Below are 16,488 nucleotides of genomic sequence, written 5' to 3'. Positions count from 1 at the left end.
ATAATTACGAAAGGAAATTCAATGAACAAAATGAGCGCAATTGATCTATCCTATTAAAAAAATTTAATAGTATTTATATGAAAAACTGGAATGTATTGTACCGAGATGTCTTGGATTGCTTAAAATCACGGTTGTCTCCATTTCTTATTTATCACCATTGGAAACATATACAACATGTGGTAGAAATAGCAGAATATATTGCTCAACAAGAACATTTAAATGAAAATGAAATACTACTAGTTAAAACTGCTGCACTATTTCATGATGCTGGATTTATCAACACCGGTACGGAGGGACATGAAGAAGAAAGCGTTCGACTGGCTGAAAAAAAATTACCAAAATGTGGATACACCAAGAAAGAAATCGAAATCATTTCTGGCATGATCAGAGCCACTGTAATACCTCAAAAACCAAAAACCAAACTAGAATGCATTCTTGCAGATGCCGATCTCGAATATCTGGGAACGGATAATTTTGAGCATATTGGGAACAAACTATTCTTGGAATTGAAACATTACAATCCAAATCTCAGCTTGGAGGAATGGATCGAAATACAAATAAATTTTTTGCAATCGCACTTTTATCATACTGCCTACTGCATTCAAAATAGAACTGATGGAAAAATAAAGAACCTCAAAGGACTGATTCAACACAAAAAAAGTTTAGAAAGGCTGTGAAACTTACGAAATTTGAAGTCTATTAATTTATCGCTGTAATTTTATTTTAAATACATATCTAAAAACAATTTTGAACGAATGTTAAAATTAGCTGACGAAGCCTTTTGTGTCAAAAGTGATCCTGACCAGCTTGATGTAACTCAGAAAATGCTCGAGCGATTAATGAAAATACATCTAGCAAAAGTTTTAGAATAGATGCATTAAATGGTCCAGCGGCATACGTTTTACTAATTCCTACAACACTTCCGGGTAAGCTCTTGTTGAACGTTTGACACTTAAATAATCAATATTATCTTTCCAATACTTCACTCCCTTTAAAAAGGAGGCCTTATCTCCTGCTTTTTCATTCATGTCAGTGCCTTTGAATGATTAGAAATCATCAGCTAAAAAAACTGGTTACTTTGTCAGCATCTCCCCCAACAAAAGCTTTAATCATCGATTCAATCACATTAATTGCTAGATGATCCACATAAATAGTTCCATTCGTTTTTTTTGTAAATACATGATGCAAGTAAAAACCACCATCACAATTAGTAATGCTTTTTTCATTTTAAGACTATTTTTAGTAAATACCGCTATAAATAAAGTTACTTTTAGTTTAAATCTTAACAATCAATATTGTAAAAATTAATTTTATTTAATTAAATTAGAACTAACTATAATCAGGCAAAAGGATATCAGGTCATTTTAAAAAACACAGTACCAGTAGCAATAAAGTTTGCATCGGAGCTGTTATTGATTTTTTTCTTTATAACATTCAGTCCATAATTCCTATTTAAAGAAAACGTTTTCGCTGAATATCAGCGTCGTTGTTTAATTTTTCCATTTAATTTTTGAAAAACAAAAATTATCGTTAATTTTTATTTAATTTGCGATAAAATTCAATTATTTTATAATGATAACTATCACTCGCCTTTTTGATTTCCCTTATTATCAGCAAGAAAAATACACTAACATCGCGGATGCTTTAGTAAGTAAGCAGAACGGTGTTTGGGTAAAAACTTCTACGCAGGAATACATAGCCAAAGCTAATGCGGTTTCCAGGGCACTCTTGAGAATGGGCATTCAAAAAGACGATAAAATTGCCATTATTTCCTCTAATAATAGAACCGAATGGAATATTATGGATATTGGTACTTTGCAAACGGGAGCGCAAACCGTTCCTATTTATCCCACCATTTCTGAGGATGATTATGAATACATCCTGAATCATTCCGGTGCTATATACTGCTTTGTATCTGACGCTGAGGTACTTCGCAAAGTGAATTTAATTAGAGATAAAGTTACGCATCTAAAAGAAGTATACTCCTTTAATGAGATTGAAGGTTGTAAAAGCTGGAATGAGTTATTGATTCTTGGTGTAGACACGGGCAATCAAAATGATGTTGAATACCGAAAAATCAATGTTAAAACAGAAGATTTAGCGACTATTATTTATACTTCAGGAACAACAGGAAGACCAAAAGGCGTTATGCTTTCTCACAGAAATATTGTATCAAATGTGTTGGACAGCGCGGTAAGAATTCCTTTTGAAGCAGGGAAAAGTCGTGCTTTGAGTTTCCTTCCTATCTGTCATATTTTTGAAAGAATGATTTTATATTTATACCAATATTATGGTGTTTCGGTATATTTTGGGGAATCTATTGATAAAATTAGTGATAATCTTAAAGAAGTAAAACCAACGGTAATTACTGCTGTACCAAGACTTCTGGAGAAAGTGTATGATAAAATTTATGCAAAAGGAACTGAACTAACAGGAATTAAAAAGAATCTTTTCTTTTGGGCTATTGATTTAGGACTGAAATACGAGCCTTATGGAGCCAATGGCTTTTGGTACGAAATGCAACTTAAAATTGCCAGAAAATTAATTTTCAGTAAATGGAAAGACGGTTTAGGCGGGAATTTAGATTTGATGGTCTCCGGAAGTGCCGCTTTACAACCCCGATTAGCCAGAGTTTTTGCTGCTGCAGAAATCCCTGTAATGGAAGGTTATGGCTTGACTGAAACGTCACCCGTAATATCTGTAAACGATATGAGAAACAAAGGTTTCAGAGTGGGAACTGTAGGGAAAGTAATTGATAATGTAGAGGTAATAATTGCCGAAGACGGCGAAATCCTTTGCAAAGGACCTAACGTGATGATGGGGTATTTTAAAGATGAAAAATTAACCAATGAAGTAATCACGGACGGTTATTTCCATACGGGTGATATTGGAATTTTTGATGCTGATGGTTTCTTGAAAATTACCGATCGCAAAAAAGAAATGTTCAAAACCTCAGGAGGAAAATACATTGCTCCACAACTGATTGAAAATACGATGAAGCAATCCCGTTTCATTGAGCAAATCATGGTTATTGGTGACGGACAGAAAATGCCGGCCGCCTTCATTCAACCTAATTTTGAGTTTTTAAAAGAATGGGCTGTTATTCACGGACTAGATATTGGAAAAAGAAATGAAGAAATTATCTCAAACGAAAAAGTTATAGAACGAATTCAAGGAGAGATTGATACTTTAAATGAAAAATTTGGGAATTGGGAGAAAATCAAACGTTTTGAATTGACTCCTGATGTTTGGTCTATAGAAGGTGGACAATTGACTCCAACTTTAAAACTGAAACGAAAAATAGTAATGGAAAAATACATCGATTTATTCTATAAAATATATAACTAACATTTTGTAAAACACTCCCGTTATGAAACTAAAATTCCTAATTTGTTCAATTATATGTGTATTCTTGTTCCCTAACTGCCAAGAAAAACCAAAGGAAGATTCGATAAAAGCAAATTATTTAGATTTCTCTAAACGGGACGATCAGCTGACGGGCGGTATCAAAATGATTCCAATAAAAACGCCAAAAGGCACTTTTAAAGTCTGGACAAAAACCGTAGGCAATAATCCAAAAATAAAAGTGCTATTGCTTCACGGCGGTCCTGGATTGACGCATGAATTGTATGAATGCTTCGACGGATATTTCCCTAGCGAAAGTGTTGAATACATTTATTACGATCAGTTGGGTTCGTATTACAGTGACCAGCCGAATGACAACAGTTTGTGGACAAACGAACGCTTTGTAGAAGAAGTGGAACAGGTCCGTAAAGCATTAGGTTGTGATAATAACAACTTTTATATTTTGGGGCAATCCTGGGGCGGCATCCTAGCGATGGAATACGCTCTGAAATACCAAAAGAACCTCAAAGGGCTAATTATTTCCAATATGATGGCGAGCGCACCTGCTTACAACAAATACGCCGAAGAAGTTCTTGGCCCAAAGCTTCCAAAAGCAGTTTTTGATCAAATAAAAACATTTGAAAAAAACAAAGATTATACCAATCCAAAATACACCGAACTGCTTTTTAAATACTATTATACAGAACACATTTTAAGAATGCCTGTTGATCAATGGCCAGAATCCATAAACAGAGCTTTCAAACACATCAACTCAAATGTGTATGTGTTTATGCAAGGACCGAGTGAATTTGGAATTACAGGAAATGCTTCTTTAAAAAATTGGGATATCACTACCAGACTTAAAACGATTAGCGTTCCCACACTTGTTATTGGTTCCAAATATGACACGATGGATCCCAAGCACATGGAATGGATGTCTAAAGAAGTACAAAACGGACGATTCTTGTTATGTCCTAACGGAAGCCACCTTTCGCAATACGATGACCCTACAACCTATTTTCCGGGTGTGATCAAGTTCTTGAAAGATGTGGATAGTGGGGCGTTTAAGAAGGCTTAGAAAAAATATTATAAAAGTAAAACCACGAATGATGCTCGTGGTTTTTTGGTTTTAGCTTTGCAAGTACAATCTTCCCTAAACAGTAGCAATACTACACAATCTTGTCATGCTGACGAAGGAAGTATCTCATCAACCAATATTACAATTAATCCCACAAATTAAACTACAGCCAACATTTTATCCAATAGCAAGATTTGCGCGAGGGATGGAAGTGGCATCCTTTTATGAAGCCTAGTGGAATAAAAGATACAACGTACAGCCCGACCCGCAGTTGCGAGGAGGAACGACAAAGCAAAACGGAGAGGCGCGCCCAAAAATTACGTTAAAAAACCAGTTAATTTACTCAAATTCATTGGTATTTATTTATATTTAATACTTTTTAACAAAAAATATTTTAATTTATTATGCGTGCATAGTATTTTTTATTATATTTGAAATCGATACAGTTCCCTATGAAAGACAAAACAATAGATTACATACTACGAGCTACCTGGCAAGCGGTTGCCAGAATGTATAATGAAGAAGCTTCTAAATATGATGCGAGCATGGCCACCGGTTTTGCTTTATTGAGTATTGACAAGGAAGGGGGAACGCCCTCTACGGCTTTGGGTCCAAAAATGGGAATGGAAGCCACAAGCCTGACCAGAACCTTGAAATCTATGGAGGAAAAGGGTTTAATTATCCGCAAGAAAAACCCTGAAGATGGCCGCGGTGTTTTGATCTACCTGACTGATTTTGGTAAAGAAAAAAGAGAATTATCTAAGAATACCGTTTTGAAATTTAATGAAACCGTGAAACAACATATCGCTGAGGAGAAATTACAGCATTTTATTGAAGTGGCCGAAACCATCAACGAATTAATTCTGGACAAAAACATATTTAATCACACGAGCGTCAGCGAACTGGCGGAGCAAACTGAAAAAACAAATATAAACGAAGTATGAAACGCACAATTAAAAAAGTTGCAGTGATAGGATCCGGAATTATGGGTTCAGGAATTGCCTGCCATTTTGCCAACATTGGAGTTGAAGTTGTACTGTTGGACATCGTTCCAAGGGAACTTACCGAAGCGGAAGCCAAAAAAGGGCTGACTCTGGAAAACAAAATCGTAAGAAACAGATTAGTGAATGAGCATTTAGCTAATTCATTAAAATCGAAACCATCGCCTATTTACAGTCAGAAATTTGCCAGCAGAATCACAACTGGAAATACGACTGATGACATGGCGAAAATCGCTGCTGTTGATTGGATTATTGAGGTTGTAGTGGAACGTTTGGACATCAAGAAACTTGTTTTTGAACAAATTGAAAAATTCAGAAAACCGGGAACTTTAGTAACTTCAAACACCTCTGGAATTCCAATTCACTTTATGAGTGAAGGAAGAAGCGACGATTTCCAGAAACACTTCTGTGGGACACACTTTTTTAACCCTGCGCGTTATTTAAAATTATTCGAAATCATTCCTGGCCCACAGACTTCAACAGAAGTGTTGGACTTCCTTACTATATACGGCGAGAAATTCTTGGGTAAAACTTCAGTTGTTGCCAAAGATACTCCAGCATTTATTGGCAATAGAGTCGGGATTTATGGGATTCAGAGTTTGTTTCATTTGGTTAAAGAATTAGGACTTACGATTGAAGAAGTGGATAAATTGACTGGTCCGGTTATTGGTCGTCCAAAATCGGCTACTTTCAGAACCGTTGACGTAGTTGGATTGGATACTTTGGTACATGTTGCTAATGGAATCTATGAAAACTGCCCGAATGACGAGCAACACGAGTTGTTCAAATTACCGGATTTCGTCAACAAAATGATGGAAAACAAATGGTTGGGCAGCAAAACGGGTCAAGGTTTTTATAAAAAAGTAGATAAGGATATTTTGTCTTTAGACTTAGATACTTTAGAATACCGTCCGGCTAAAAGAGCTTCTTTTGCAACTCTGGAACTGACAAAAACGATTGATAAACCAATTGATCGTTTTAAAGTTTTGGTGAAAGGAAAAGACAAAGCAGGCGAATTTTACCGTAAAAGTTTTGCGGGAATGTTTGGGTACGTTTCGAACAGAATTCCTGAAATATCAGACGAATTATACAAGATTGACGATGCTATGAAAGCCGGTTTTGGATGGGAAAATGGTCCTTTCGAAATTTGGGATGCCATTGGTGTCGAAAAAGGAATTGAAATGATGAAAGCAGAAGGTTTAGCACCAGCTGCTTGGGTAAATGACATGTTGGCTTCTGGAAGTTCTAGTTTTTATTCTATTAAAGAAGGAGCTACTTTTTTCTACAATATCCCTACAAAATCACAAACTAAAGTTCCAGGTCAGGATTCATTTATCATCCTGAACAACATTCGCGAAAGCAAAAAAGTGTGGAGCAATAGCGGAGCGATTATACAAGACTTAGGAGACGGAATCTTGAATTTAGAATTCCAGTCTAAAATGAATACTATTGGTGGCGATGTTTTAGCAGCTGTCAATAAAGCAATTGATTTATCTGAAAAAGAATATCATGGTTTAGTTATTGGAAATCAAGCAGCTAATTTCTCTGTTGGAGCTAATATCGGAATGATATTCATGATGGCAGTTGAGCAAGAATACGACGAATTGAACATGGCCATCAAAATGTTCCAAGACACGATGATGCGCGTGCGTTACTCTGGAATTCCTGTTGTAGTTGCGCCACACGGAATGACTTTTGGCGGTGGTTGCGAAATGAGTTTGCATGCCGATAAAGTAGTTGCTGCCGCGGAAACATATATGGGATTAGTGGAGTTTGGCGTTGGAGTAATTCCAGGTGGTGGAGGTTCGAAAGAATTAGCATTGCGTGCATCTGATCTATTCCATAAAAATGATGTTGAGTTGAATGTTCTTCAAGAATATTTCTTGACGATCGCTATGGCAAAAGTGTCTACCTCTGGTTACGAAGCTTTTGATACCGGACTTTTACAACAAGGGAAAGATATCATCGTGGTAAACAAAGACCGTCAGATTGCTGAAGCGAAGAAACACGCTTTACTAATGGCCGAAGCAGGTTACACACAACCAATACGAAGAAGCGATGTTAAAGTCCTTGGAAAACAAGCCTTGGGAATGTTCCTTGTAGGAACGGATCAAATGGAAGCCGGAAAATACATCTCGGAACACGACAAAAAAATCGCTAACAAACTGGCTTATGTAATGGCTGGTGGTGATTTATCGGAACCAACATTAGTAACGGAACAATATTTATTGGATTTAGAACGTGAAGCTTTCTTGTCATTGTGTACAGAAAGAAAAACATTAGAAAGAATCCAATTTATGTTAACCAAAGGAAAACCTTTAAGAAACTAAAAAAATGAAAACAGCCTATATAGTTAAAGCATACAGAACAGCCGTGGGGAAAGCCCCTAAAGGGGTGTTTAGATTTAAACGTCCTGATGAATTGGCGGCAGAAACGATTCAGTTTATGATGAATGAGTTGCCTGATTTCGACAAGAAACGTATTGATGACGTGATGGTAGGAAATGCGATGCCGGAAGCAGAACAAGGACTAAACGTGGGACGATTGATCTCTTTGATGGGATTAAAAATCGAAGACGTTCCTGGTGTAACAGTTAATCGTTATTGCGCGTCAGGTTTAGAAACAATTGGTATGGCTACAGCCAAAATCCAATCTGGAATGGCAGATTGTATCATTGCCGGTGGTGCCGAAAGCATGAGTTTCATTCCAATGGGAGGTTACAAACCTACTCCGGATTATGCTGTTGCAAAAGCTGGAAACGAAGATTACTATTGGGGAATGGGATTAACTGCGGAAGCGGTTGCCCAACAATTCAATGTATCTCGTGCGGACCAAGATGAGTTTGCGTATCAATCACATATGAAAGCCTTAAAAGCGCAGGCCGAAGGTAAATTTGACAAACAAATTGTCCCTATTACAGTGGAACAAACGTTTATCAATGAAAATGGTAAAAAAGAAACTAAATCGTATATCGTAAATAAAGATGAAGGTCCTAGAGCAGGAACTACTATAGAAGCTTTGGCAGGTTTAAGACCAGTTTTTGAAGCTGGCGGAAGTGTAACTGCAGGAAACTCTTCTCAAATGAGTGATGGAGCAGCATTTGTTCTAATCATGAGCGAAGAAATGGTAAAAGAATTGAACCTTACTCCTATCGCCCGTTTGGTAAACTTTGCATCAGCTGGAGTTGAACCAAGAATCATGGGAATTGGACCTGTAAAAGCAATTCCAAAAGCATTGAAACAAGCGGGATTAACGTTGAATGATATTGATTTAATTGAGTTGAACGAAGCTTTTGCATCACAAGCATTAGCAGTAACTAGAGAATTAAACCTAAATCCTGATATTATCAATGTAAATGGTGGAGCGATTGCATTAGGTCACCCACTGGGTTGTACCGGAGCAAAATTATCTGTTCAATTATTTGACGAAATGAAACGCAGAGGTAGCAAATACGGAATTGTGAGTATGTGTGTGGGAACCGGTCAAGGTTCAGCAGGAATTTACGAACTTTTGTAGTCATAGATTTTCATACGTTTGTCATTCAGACCAAGGAGGAATCTTTACCAGTCTTGCAGCATTAGCGATTGAGATTCCTCCTTCATCAAAATGACAATATGGAGGATATAGATTATAAAAAAAACATATTAAAAAAATAAAAAAATGGCAGATACAATTGAAAAAAACGTAACCCGTGGCGGTCAGTTTTTAGTTAAAGAAACAAAGTGCGAAGATATCTTTACTCCTGAAGATTTTTCGGAAGAGCAATTAATGATGCGTGACTCTGTAAAAGAGTTTGTAGACAAAGAATTATGGGCGCATAAAGATCGTTTTGAGAAAAAGGATTACGCTTATACACAAGAAACCATGAAAAAAGCGGGAGAGTTAGGACTTTTAGGAGTTGCTGTACCTGAAGCTTATGGTGGACTAGGAATGGGATTTGTATCAACCATGTTGGTTTGTGATTATATCTCGGGAGCAACAGGATCCTTCTCAACTGCTTTCGGAGCACACACAGGTATTGGAACAATGCCAATCACTTTATACGGTACAGAAGAACAGAAACAAAAATACGTTCCTAAATTAGCTTCTGGCGAATGGTTTGGCGCGTATTGCTTGACAGAACCAGGCGCAGGATCTGATGCTAATTCTGGAAAAACAAAAGCAGTTTTATCTGAAGATGGAAAATATTATTCTATCACAGGACAAAAAATGTGGATTTCGAATGCAGGATTTTGCTCCGTTTTCATCGTTTTTGCCCGTATTGGAGATGATAAAAACATCACTGGATTTATCCTTGAAAACACCCCTGATAATGGAATTTCAATGGGTGAAGAAGAGCATAAACTAGGTATCCGTGCTTCTTCGACGCGTCAGGTTTTCTTCAATGAAACTAAAGTTCCGGTTGAAAACATGCTTTCTGAAAGAGGAAACGGTTTTAAAATTGCGATGAATGCTTTGAATGTGGGTCGTATCAAATTGGCAGCAGCTTGTTTGGACGCACAAAGGAGAGTAATTTCTGGAGCTGTGCAATATGCTAACGAAAGAATTCAGTTTAACACTCCAATTTCTCAGTTTGGTGCGATTCGTGCTAAATTAGCGGAAATGGCAACGAGCTGTTATGCTGGTGAAAGTGCATCCTATAGAGCAGCAAAAAATATTGAAGATAGAATTACAGCTCGTGAAGCTGAAGGTACTACACATCAAGAAGCAGAATTGAAAGGTGTTGAGGAATTTGCTATCGAATGTTCTATTCTAAAAGTAGCTGTTTCTGAAGATGTTCAAAATTGCGCTGATGAAGGAATTCAAATTTTTGGTGGTATGGGATTCTCTGAAGACACACCAATGGAAAGTGCTTGGAGAGATGCACGTATTGCTCGTATCTACGAAGGAACTAACGAAATCAACAGAATGCTTTCTGTAGGGATGTTGATTAAAAAAGCGATGAAAGGCCATGTTGATTTACTCGGACCTGCATCAAAAGTACAAGAAGAATTAATGGGAATTCCATCTTTTGATACGCCTGACTATTCTGAATTGTTTGCTGAGGAAAAAGAAATGATTGGCAAATTGAAAAAAGCATTCTTAATGGTTGCTGGTGGAGCGGTTCAAAAATATGGTCCGGATTTAGATTCACACCAACAATTATTAATGGCGGCTTCTGATATATTAATCGAAATCTACATGGCCGAAAGTACTATTCTTAGAACAGAGAAATTAGCAAAAAAAGAAGGAGAAGCTAAAGTAAAAGAGCAAATTGCCATGGCAAAATTATACTTATACAAAGCGGTAGATATCGTTACTCAAAAAGGGAAAGAAAGTGTTATTTCTTTTGCCGAAGGAGATGAGCAACGTATGATGTTAATGGGTTTACGCCGTTTCACAAAATATACCAATATGCCAAATATCGTAGCATTAAGAGAGGTAATTACTGCAAAATTAGTAGAGAAAAATCATTACTGTTACTAATTAGAAAATAATTTTTAGTTGAATTTCTTTGTGTAAAGAACCGTCTCGCTTTAGCTTGACGGTTTTTTTATGACTCGACAAATATTCAAAATCAATTCATTTCTTTTTTTCAATTGCACTTATTTCTCCATTATAGGAGATTGTACTGCGATTATTTGAATTAATGGAAAGTGAAGCGCTACTATCAAAAAAAACGGAGAGATACATCGTATACACATCATATTGCCCTTTAACTACCGCTTTTATTTGATAAGCTTTCTTTTCTTTTTTAATAGTATATTCTTGTGCTTTTCCTTCAAAGTTTAAACCGTCATCCCCACGATAGCCAACACCACTGTAGGCTCTACCAAAAAAGGGCATCTCACTTTTGATAAAATCAGGTTGAAATTTTATACAATTGGGATTAGACGTTAAATCTATGTTTCTAAATCCCTGAGGCGAAGCATTTCTGGCCACAAAAACAAATTCTCTCGAATTGACCAAGATATCTGTTTGTTTTTGTTTTTCAATTTTGCGAGCTTCTCTTAACAGTTTTCTCGTTTTTTCCTGAGCAAAACTCATCGTAACAATAAGTGAAAGCAACAATACTAAAACGATATTTTTTGTTTTCATGATTTCTATTTATTTTGATTTAAATCAATCTTTAAGCACATAATAAATAATAAGATACATTAAAAGAGCTACAACAATAAATTCCTAGCTTATTTTTTATCGAAACGCATCATGGAAGTATTACCCATGATAAAATTCAAAGTTTTTCCATCTTTGGAAATAGAATAAGAATCTATTTTTTGAAGTGCTGCCATATATACCTCTTCATCTTTAATATCCAGACACATCATTTTAGTCATTGCAATCGGTTCTTTGAAACTGATTTTATTTCCTTCAACATTTAATTTTCCGCTATACCTATTGCAAATCGCATTGCCCGAAATTCTGTTTTCTTTCAAATCAAAAATAATCGTTGGTTTTTTGTTTGGAAACAATCCCCCAAAAGCAATTCTTGGTCCTGTAATATAATTCAATTCCCACGTTCCTTCAAGCAAAGCCGTTTTAGCATTTGATGTTTTAATTGAATTGCAGGAAATAAACATTAAGCATAAAATAGTTAGCGCTAAAATTATTTTTTTCATAAGTTTGTTTTTTATTGAAATAAAATATTAAAAAATATGATCAATAATGCTGCGAATATTAAATTTTAGAAGGATATTTAGTACTAAAAAAACGTTTCAAAAAAGTAAATTTATAATTTCCTCAAACTAAGGAAATCGAAAAGACATTTTCTTATTTTTTAACTTCGATGACTTCTACTTTTATTCCAACTGCGTATGCATTAGGAACAATTTTATCGCCATGTACGTTGGCATAAACTTTGGTGAATTCCGCTCCAAAATACAAAATGATAGCAGAATAATATACCCATATTAAAATGATAATTACGGAACCGGCAGCGCCATAAACGGTTGCCACAGTTGAACTTCCTAAATAAAAACCAATAGCAAATTTACCAAACATAAAGAAAAAGGAAGTGAAACTAGAGCCAATTATTGCGTCCTTCCAAGCAATGTAACCATCCGGTAGTGTTTTAAAAATAATAGAGAACAGTATAGTGGTTGTGAAAAATAAAATCAGAATATTAAATACATAAAATAAATAAACGGTTAAGTCCGGGAAATATCGCAACAATCGTTCGTTGATAACATCCATAACGGTATTGACCATTAAACTGACCAATAATAAAAATCCTACAGACGCAATCATAGAAAATGACATGATTCGATTCTTGATAAACTTCATAATACCCTTATTTGGTTTTGCTTTTAATCCCCAAATAAAGTTAATTGAACTTTGTATCTCAGCAAATACACCCGAAGCACCTATTAATAACATAATTCCACCAAATATCGCGGCAAAGGTATTGCTTTCTGTCAACTCTATATTTCTAATGGTTGCCTGAATTTGCAGGGCCGCCTGATTCCCAACCATTCCGTTAATCTGACCAAAAAACCTTCCTGTAACGGCTTCACGACCAAAGAAAAAACTGAAAATTGACAAAATAATGATTAACAATGGCGGCAATGAAAATATTGTGTAATAAGATAAAGAAGCACTTAATTTAATAGCATTGTCATCATCAAATTCTTTATAAGTTCTCTTTAACAATTCCCAACCAGATTTTGCTGCTTCTTTACGATTCATAATGAAAAATATTTTGTCTTTATCAAAAGAAAAAAATCGATTTTCTTTCTCAATATCTATTCTTTGGCAAATTGTATGTTGACCAACTAAGAATGGCAACACAATAAACTGTTATCAAAACTACAAACTTTATGCATTGAAATTAAAAATTATTTTTGTAAAATTCACAGCAGAAAGTGACGCTATAAAACAATAAAAAAGCAATACGCTTAAATTGCAATTTTATGTTTTCATTCGGGTATTTTCGTTAAAAATCGAGTAACTTTACGTAATAAATTTTTTTATAATAAAAACTCAATATGAAAAAAATAAAACTTTCAATTGCGCTAGTTTTATCTGTTATGATTGGATGCAAAACGAGCAGTAGTTCAAATGATTCTAAAAAATTAGACCTTACCTTTGAACCAAAAAGCAATAGTGCTGTTTCTGGAACAGCAACTTTTACAGAAAAAAACGGCAAAGTCACTTTCGTCGCCAAATTAGCAGGACTTACTCCCGGAGCGCATGCGATACATATTCATGAAAAATCAGATTGTTCAGCTGCCGATGGAAGTTCAGCAGGAGGTCATTGGAACCCAACTTTCAAAAAACATGGAAAATGGGGAGTTGGCGAGCATCATAAAGGAGATATAGGAAACTTTACAGCAGATGAAAAAGGAAATGGAACGATTACTTTAACAACGGATGAATGGTGTATTGGCTGTGGAGATGCAACCAAAGATATCATAGGAAAAGGGCTTATCGTTCATCAAGGGACAGATGATTTCGTTACACAACCCACTGGAAACGCTGGAGGAAGAGTAGCATGTTCCGCTATTATTAAATAGTTTTTAAAAATTTTAATTGGAAGATAAAGAACACTATTCTTTCAAAAAATATAAAAGAATGGCGCGATTGCTTAAATAAAAATCATCAATCCTCAAAAGGCATGTATCTAATTTTTTATAAAGTTGGGAGTGAATTAAAAGTATGCGATGGGAAGAGGTAATACAAGTTGCCGTTTGTCTGGGGTGGATCGATTCGACAATTAGAAAAAAGGACGAAGAACGGCGTAAACTGGTATTTTGACCCAGAAAAGATAAAAGTGTTTGTCGTAAGCTCAATAAAACATATATAGAAAACTCATCCAGAAAAATTTGATGCACGAAAGTGGAGTAGCAAAAATTGAAATACCTAAAAAAATGGCTCGTGGAACTCATTAGTTGCTGTAGAGGATTTGATTATTCAGTAAGATTTAGACACAGCATTTAACAACAATAGTTTTGCCTTCGAAAACTATAAAAATTTTAGTCCGTCCTATAGAAAAAGTTATTTCTATTGGCTCAGTCAAGCCAAGGGAGAAGAAACAATAAATTATGTATCTCTGCTCCAAAAATAAAAAAGCCCGAGATTAATATTTCCAATAAGTAATTAAAACTTAACCTAAACTATTCTACAAAACCATAAAAAAACATAGCTTTGTAGCTTCAAATTAAACCAATGATTAACCCTTCGGCGTCCGGTTGGATAGATAAATTTTTTATAGAACAAAAATTTTCATTAGAGAATGCTTCTCATACCACTGATACCTTTTACCATCAGGTTAGAGATACAGGATTTATTTATGGACACATAATCTCTTTTGAAACTAAAAGTCCTATTGAAACCAAAGGCTGGTTCAAGCAAGAGATTTCTAAAGTTGCCTTATTAAATACCTTGTACGCTACTTTTTGTACTACGGAAAAAGAAATTAGTCCAGAAAATTTCATCAAACAAACTGTTGCTTTTTACAATCAAATGAATCCTCAGGGATTTAACATCTTTAAGAAAATATTACCGAAAAATTCTCCTTCGCTTACTCTCGAAAAAATTATTGATGAACGCGTTCAAACTAATGACACAATCATCAGTAAAAACTTTTCCCATCTGGTAACAAATGCCTTATTGTTTATTGATGTACTGGCGTTTCGCCAATATTTAATTCATGGATCAATCCCTGAAAAATATCTAAAAAAAATTGAGGAAACAGTTGTTAATATTGTAACACTGGCATTGAAAGTAAAGTCCAATAAAACACAATATGATGACTTATTGATTAAGCTTTTTGAAGCTTCCATACGTTACAGTAAATTTTCGAAGAATTCAGTTCAAAATTTAGAAACAATCCAATTGGATTATTTTACTAATGACCTTGAGAAATACTATCTTATTGATGTTGCCGGAATGGCTTTATGGAGCGATGGAAAGATAGAAAATAACGAAGCTTATTTTTTACATTCTTTAGCCAATGTACTATCCATTTCAGAAGATTTTGTTGATCGTAGTATTAGCAGTACCAATCTCTTTATTACAAAACACAAAAAGGATATTCCTTACTTTAATTATTCGAATCCAGTTAAGCATTTTTACGACCATACCACCCAAAGTGTTGTCACCTTAATCAGTCGCAATAAAAAGCGATTAGTCAAAGAAATAGTCCAAAGCAAAGAATTAATGGTATTACTGGCCTATTCCACCCGAAGAGATTTAAACGAAAAAGAAAAGAAAAAAGTTAAGAAACAAATATTGGATATTTGTAAAACTATCCCTTCATTGACTATATTTTTACTTCCAGGGGGAACTTTATTATTGCCTATTTTAATTAAATTTATTCCCACACTTTTACCTTCTGCTTTTAATGAAAATCTGGAAGAAATAGAATAATAAAAAAGCCGCTCGAGAGCGGCTTACGTTTAAAATTTCAATTGATAAACCTCATCCAAATCTTTATTTGAACTAATATTGACTTCTAAGTCAGTAACAAAACCTGAATTTAGACCATAAGCCCATCCATGTAAAGTCAATTCTTGACCGTTTTTCCAAGCCGATTGTACAATCGAAGTTTTAGCCAAATTAAAAACTTGTTCTTTTACGCTGATTTCAACAAAAGTGTTAAAACGTTCCGTTTCGTCTTCGATAGAATCTAAGTAGGAATTATGCAAACGATAAACGTCTTTTATATGACGAATCCAGTTATCTATAATTCCAATTGAATCATTTCCCATAGCCGCTTTTACACCACCACAACCGTAATGACCACAAACTAAGACATGTTTTACTTTCAAAACATTAACGGCATAATCCAGAACACTCAACATATTCATATCAGAATGTACGACCATATTGGCAATATTTCTGTGAACGAAAACTTCACCAGGTTTAGCACCCACTATTTCGTTCGCCGGAACTCTGCTATCTGAACAACCTATCCATAATAAAGGTGGTGTTTGTCCCTTGGCTAAATCTTGAAAATAATTTGGATCACTCGCTAATGAAGTTTCGACCCATTGCTTATTATTATCTAATATTTTTTTATAAAAATCATCCATTATTTTAGGTTTTAATATTTTGAAAAAATTTAAAAATCATATTTTAACAGTG

Annotated in this window: 13 protein-coding genes and 1 pseudogene; 10 read left to right on the top strand and 4 right to left on the bottom strand. The window is 35.1% G+C overall.

Going from position 1 to position 16,488, the window contains the following annotated elements; translation table 11 throughout:
* Positions 1-77 precede the first annotated feature (77 nt).
* The 7 genes from ACFX5D_RS05625 to ACFX5D_RS05595 all read left to right on the top strand — a co-directional run bounded on the left by ACFX5D_RS05625 (position 78) and on the right by ACFX5D_RS05595 (position 10,890).
* Positions 78-677 (top strand): HD domain-containing protein, encoded by a 600-nt coding sequence (locus ACFX5D_RS05625; protein ID WP_379857267.1) that lies wholly within the window; start codon positions 78-80, stop codon positions 675-677.
* Between the two features lie 895 nt (positions 678-1,572).
* Positions 1,573-3,348 (top strand): AMP-dependent synthetase/ligase, encoded by a 1,776-nt coding sequence (locus ACFX5D_RS05620; RefSeq protein ID WP_379857266.1) that lies wholly within the window; start codon positions 1,573-1,575, stop codon positions 3,346-3,348.
* 22 nt (positions 3,349-3,370) lie between these two features.
* Positions 3,371-4,423 carry a proline iminopeptidase-family hydrolase gene (locus tag ACFX5D_RS05615; RefSeq protein ID WP_379857265.1) on the top strand — a complete coding sequence of 351 codons (1,053 nt, stop codon included), beginning with the start codon at positions 3,371-3,373 and terminating at the stop codon, positions 4,421-4,423.
* A 452-nt stretch (positions 4,424-4,875) separates the two neighbouring features.
* Complete coding sequence (locus ACFX5D_RS05610) at positions 4,876-5,367, top strand: MarR family winged helix-turn-helix transcriptional regulator (protein WP_379857264.1); 492 nt, start codon at positions 4,876-4,878, stop codon at positions 5,365-5,367.
* Positions 5,364-7,754, top strand: coding sequence for a 3-hydroxyacyl-CoA dehydrogenase/enoyl-CoA hydratase family protein (locus ACFX5D_RS05605; RefSeq protein ID WP_379857263.1), 2,391 nt, complete (start codon positions 5,364-5,366; stop codon positions 7,752-7,754). Before ACFX5D_RS05610 ends, ACFX5D_RS05605 begins: the two co-directional genes overlap by 4 nt.
* A 4-nt stretch (positions 7,755-7,758) precedes the next feature.
* Positions 7,759-8,940, top strand: coding sequence for an acetyl-CoA C-acyltransferase (locus ACFX5D_RS05600; protein ID WP_379857262.1), 1,182 nt, complete (start codon positions 7,759-7,761; stop codon positions 8,938-8,940).
* Positions 8,941-9,084: 144 nt separating this feature from the next.
* Entirely contained in the window at positions 9,085-10,890 is a 1,806-nt protein-coding gene (locus tag ACFX5D_RS05595) for an acyl-CoA dehydrogenase family protein (RefSeq protein WP_379857261.1), read from the top strand.
* Positions 10,891-10,986: 96 nt separating this feature from the next.
* Here ACFX5D_RS05595 and ACFX5D_RS05590 read toward each other — a convergent pair whose 3' ends face one another.
* From ACFX5D_RS05590 to ACFX5D_RS05580, 3 genes are all read right to left on the bottom strand, one after another.
* A complete protein-coding gene (locus ACFX5D_RS05590; protein ID WP_379857260.1) occupies positions 10,987-11,502 on the bottom strand; it encodes a DUF4251 domain-containing protein in 516 nt (171 codons plus the stop codon).
* A gap of 89 nt (positions 11,503-11,591) precedes the next feature.
* Complete coding sequence (locus tag ACFX5D_RS05585; RefSeq protein WP_379857259.1) at positions 11,592-12,023, bottom strand: META domain-containing protein; 432 nt, start codon at positions 12,021-12,023, stop codon at positions 11,592-11,594.
* A gap of 151 nt (positions 12,024-12,174) precedes the next feature.
* On the bottom strand, positions 12,175-13,089 hold the full coding sequence (locus ACFX5D_RS05580; RefSeq protein WP_379857258.1) for a YihY/virulence factor BrkB family protein: 915 nt from the start codon (positions 13,087-13,089) through the stop codon (positions 12,175-12,177).
* Between the two features lie 299 nt (positions 13,090-13,388).
* Between ACFX5D_RS05580 and ACFX5D_RS05575 the strand changes: the two genes are divergently transcribed.
* From ACFX5D_RS05575 to ACFX5D_RS05565, 3 genes and pseudogenes are all read left to right on the top strand, one after another.
* Positions 13,389-13,916, top strand: coding sequence for a superoxide dismutase family protein (locus ACFX5D_RS05575; RefSeq protein ID WP_379857257.1), 528 nt, complete (start codon positions 13,389-13,391; stop codon positions 13,914-13,916).
* 458 nt (positions 13,917-14,374) lie between these two features.
* Positions 14,375-14,467 (top strand): annotated as a pseudogene (locus ACFX5D_RS05570) (YdeI/OmpD-associated family protein); the annotation flags it as partial.
* A 101-nt stretch (positions 14,468-14,568) separates the two neighbouring features.
* Positions 14,569-15,771, top strand: a complete 1,203-nt coding sequence (locus ACFX5D_RS05565; protein WP_379857256.1) for an LETM1-related biofilm-associated protein — start codon at positions 14,569-14,571, stop codon at positions 15,769-15,771.
* A 29-nt stretch (positions 15,772-15,800) separates the two neighbouring features.
* On the opposite strand, the gene can is transcribed toward ACFX5D_RS05565, so the two are convergent.
* Positions 15,801-16,436 carry a carbonate dehydratase gene (can, locus tag ACFX5D_RS05560; RefSeq protein WP_379857255.1) on the bottom strand — a complete coding sequence of 212 codons (636 nt, stop codon included), beginning with the start codon at positions 16,434-16,436 and terminating at the stop codon, positions 15,801-15,803.
* Between the last annotated feature and the right edge of the window lie 52 nt (positions 16,437-16,488).

This window comes from Flavobacterium fructosi (genome assembly GCF_042787335.1).
GTDB lineage: Bacteria > Bacteroidota > Bacteroidia > Flavobacteriales > Flavobacteriaceae > Flavobacterium > Flavobacterium fructosi.
This window is presented reverse-complemented; position numbering and strand designations above follow the sequence as displayed.

Coding starts and splice junctions, on each gene's coding strand:
- ACFX5D_RS05625 (WP_379857267.1), top strand. CDS start 78: ATGAAAAACTGGAATGTATTGTACCGAGATGTCTTGGATTGCTTAAAA.
- ACFX5D_RS05620 (WP_379857266.1), top strand. CDS start 1,573: ATGATAACTATCACTCGCCTTTTTGATTTCCCTTATTATCAGCAAGAA.
- ACFX5D_RS05615 (WP_379857265.1), top strand. CDS start 3,371: ATGAAACTAAAATTCCTAATTTGTTCAATTATATGTGTATTCTTGTTC.
- ACFX5D_RS05610 (WP_379857264.1), top strand. CDS start 4,876: ATGAAAGACAAAACAATAGATTACATACTACGAGCTACCTGGCAAGCG.
- ACFX5D_RS05605 (WP_379857263.1), top strand. CDS start 5,364: ATGAAACGCACAATTAAAAAAGTTGCAGTGATAGGATCCGGAATTATG.
- ACFX5D_RS05600 (WP_379857262.1), top strand. CDS start 7,759: ATGAAAACAGCCTATATAGTTAAAGCATACAGAACAGCCGTGGGGAAA.
- ACFX5D_RS05595 (WP_379857261.1), top strand. CDS start 9,085: ATGGCAGATACAATTGAAAAAAACGTAACCCGTGGCGGTCAGTTTTTA.
- ACFX5D_RS05590 (WP_379857260.1), bottom strand. CDS start 11,502: ATGAAAACAAAAAATATCGTTTTAGTATTGTTGCTTTCACTTATTGTT.
- ACFX5D_RS05585 (WP_379857259.1), bottom strand. CDS start 12,023: ATGAAAAAAATAATTTTAGCGCTAACTATTTTATGCTTAATGTTTATT.
- ACFX5D_RS05580 (WP_379857258.1), bottom strand. CDS start 13,089: ATGAATCGTAAAGAAGCAGCAAAATCTGGTTGGGAATTGTTAAAGAGA.
- ACFX5D_RS05575 (WP_379857257.1), top strand. CDS start 13,389: ATGAAAAAAATAAAACTTTCAATTGCGCTAGTTTTATCTGTTATGATT.
- ACFX5D_RS05565 (WP_379857256.1), top strand. CDS start 14,569: ATGATTAACCCTTCGGCGTCCGGTTGGATAGATAAATTTTTTATAGAA.
- can (WP_379857255.1), bottom strand. CDS start 16,436: ATGGATGATTTTTATAAAAAAATATTAGATAATAATAAGCAATGGGTC.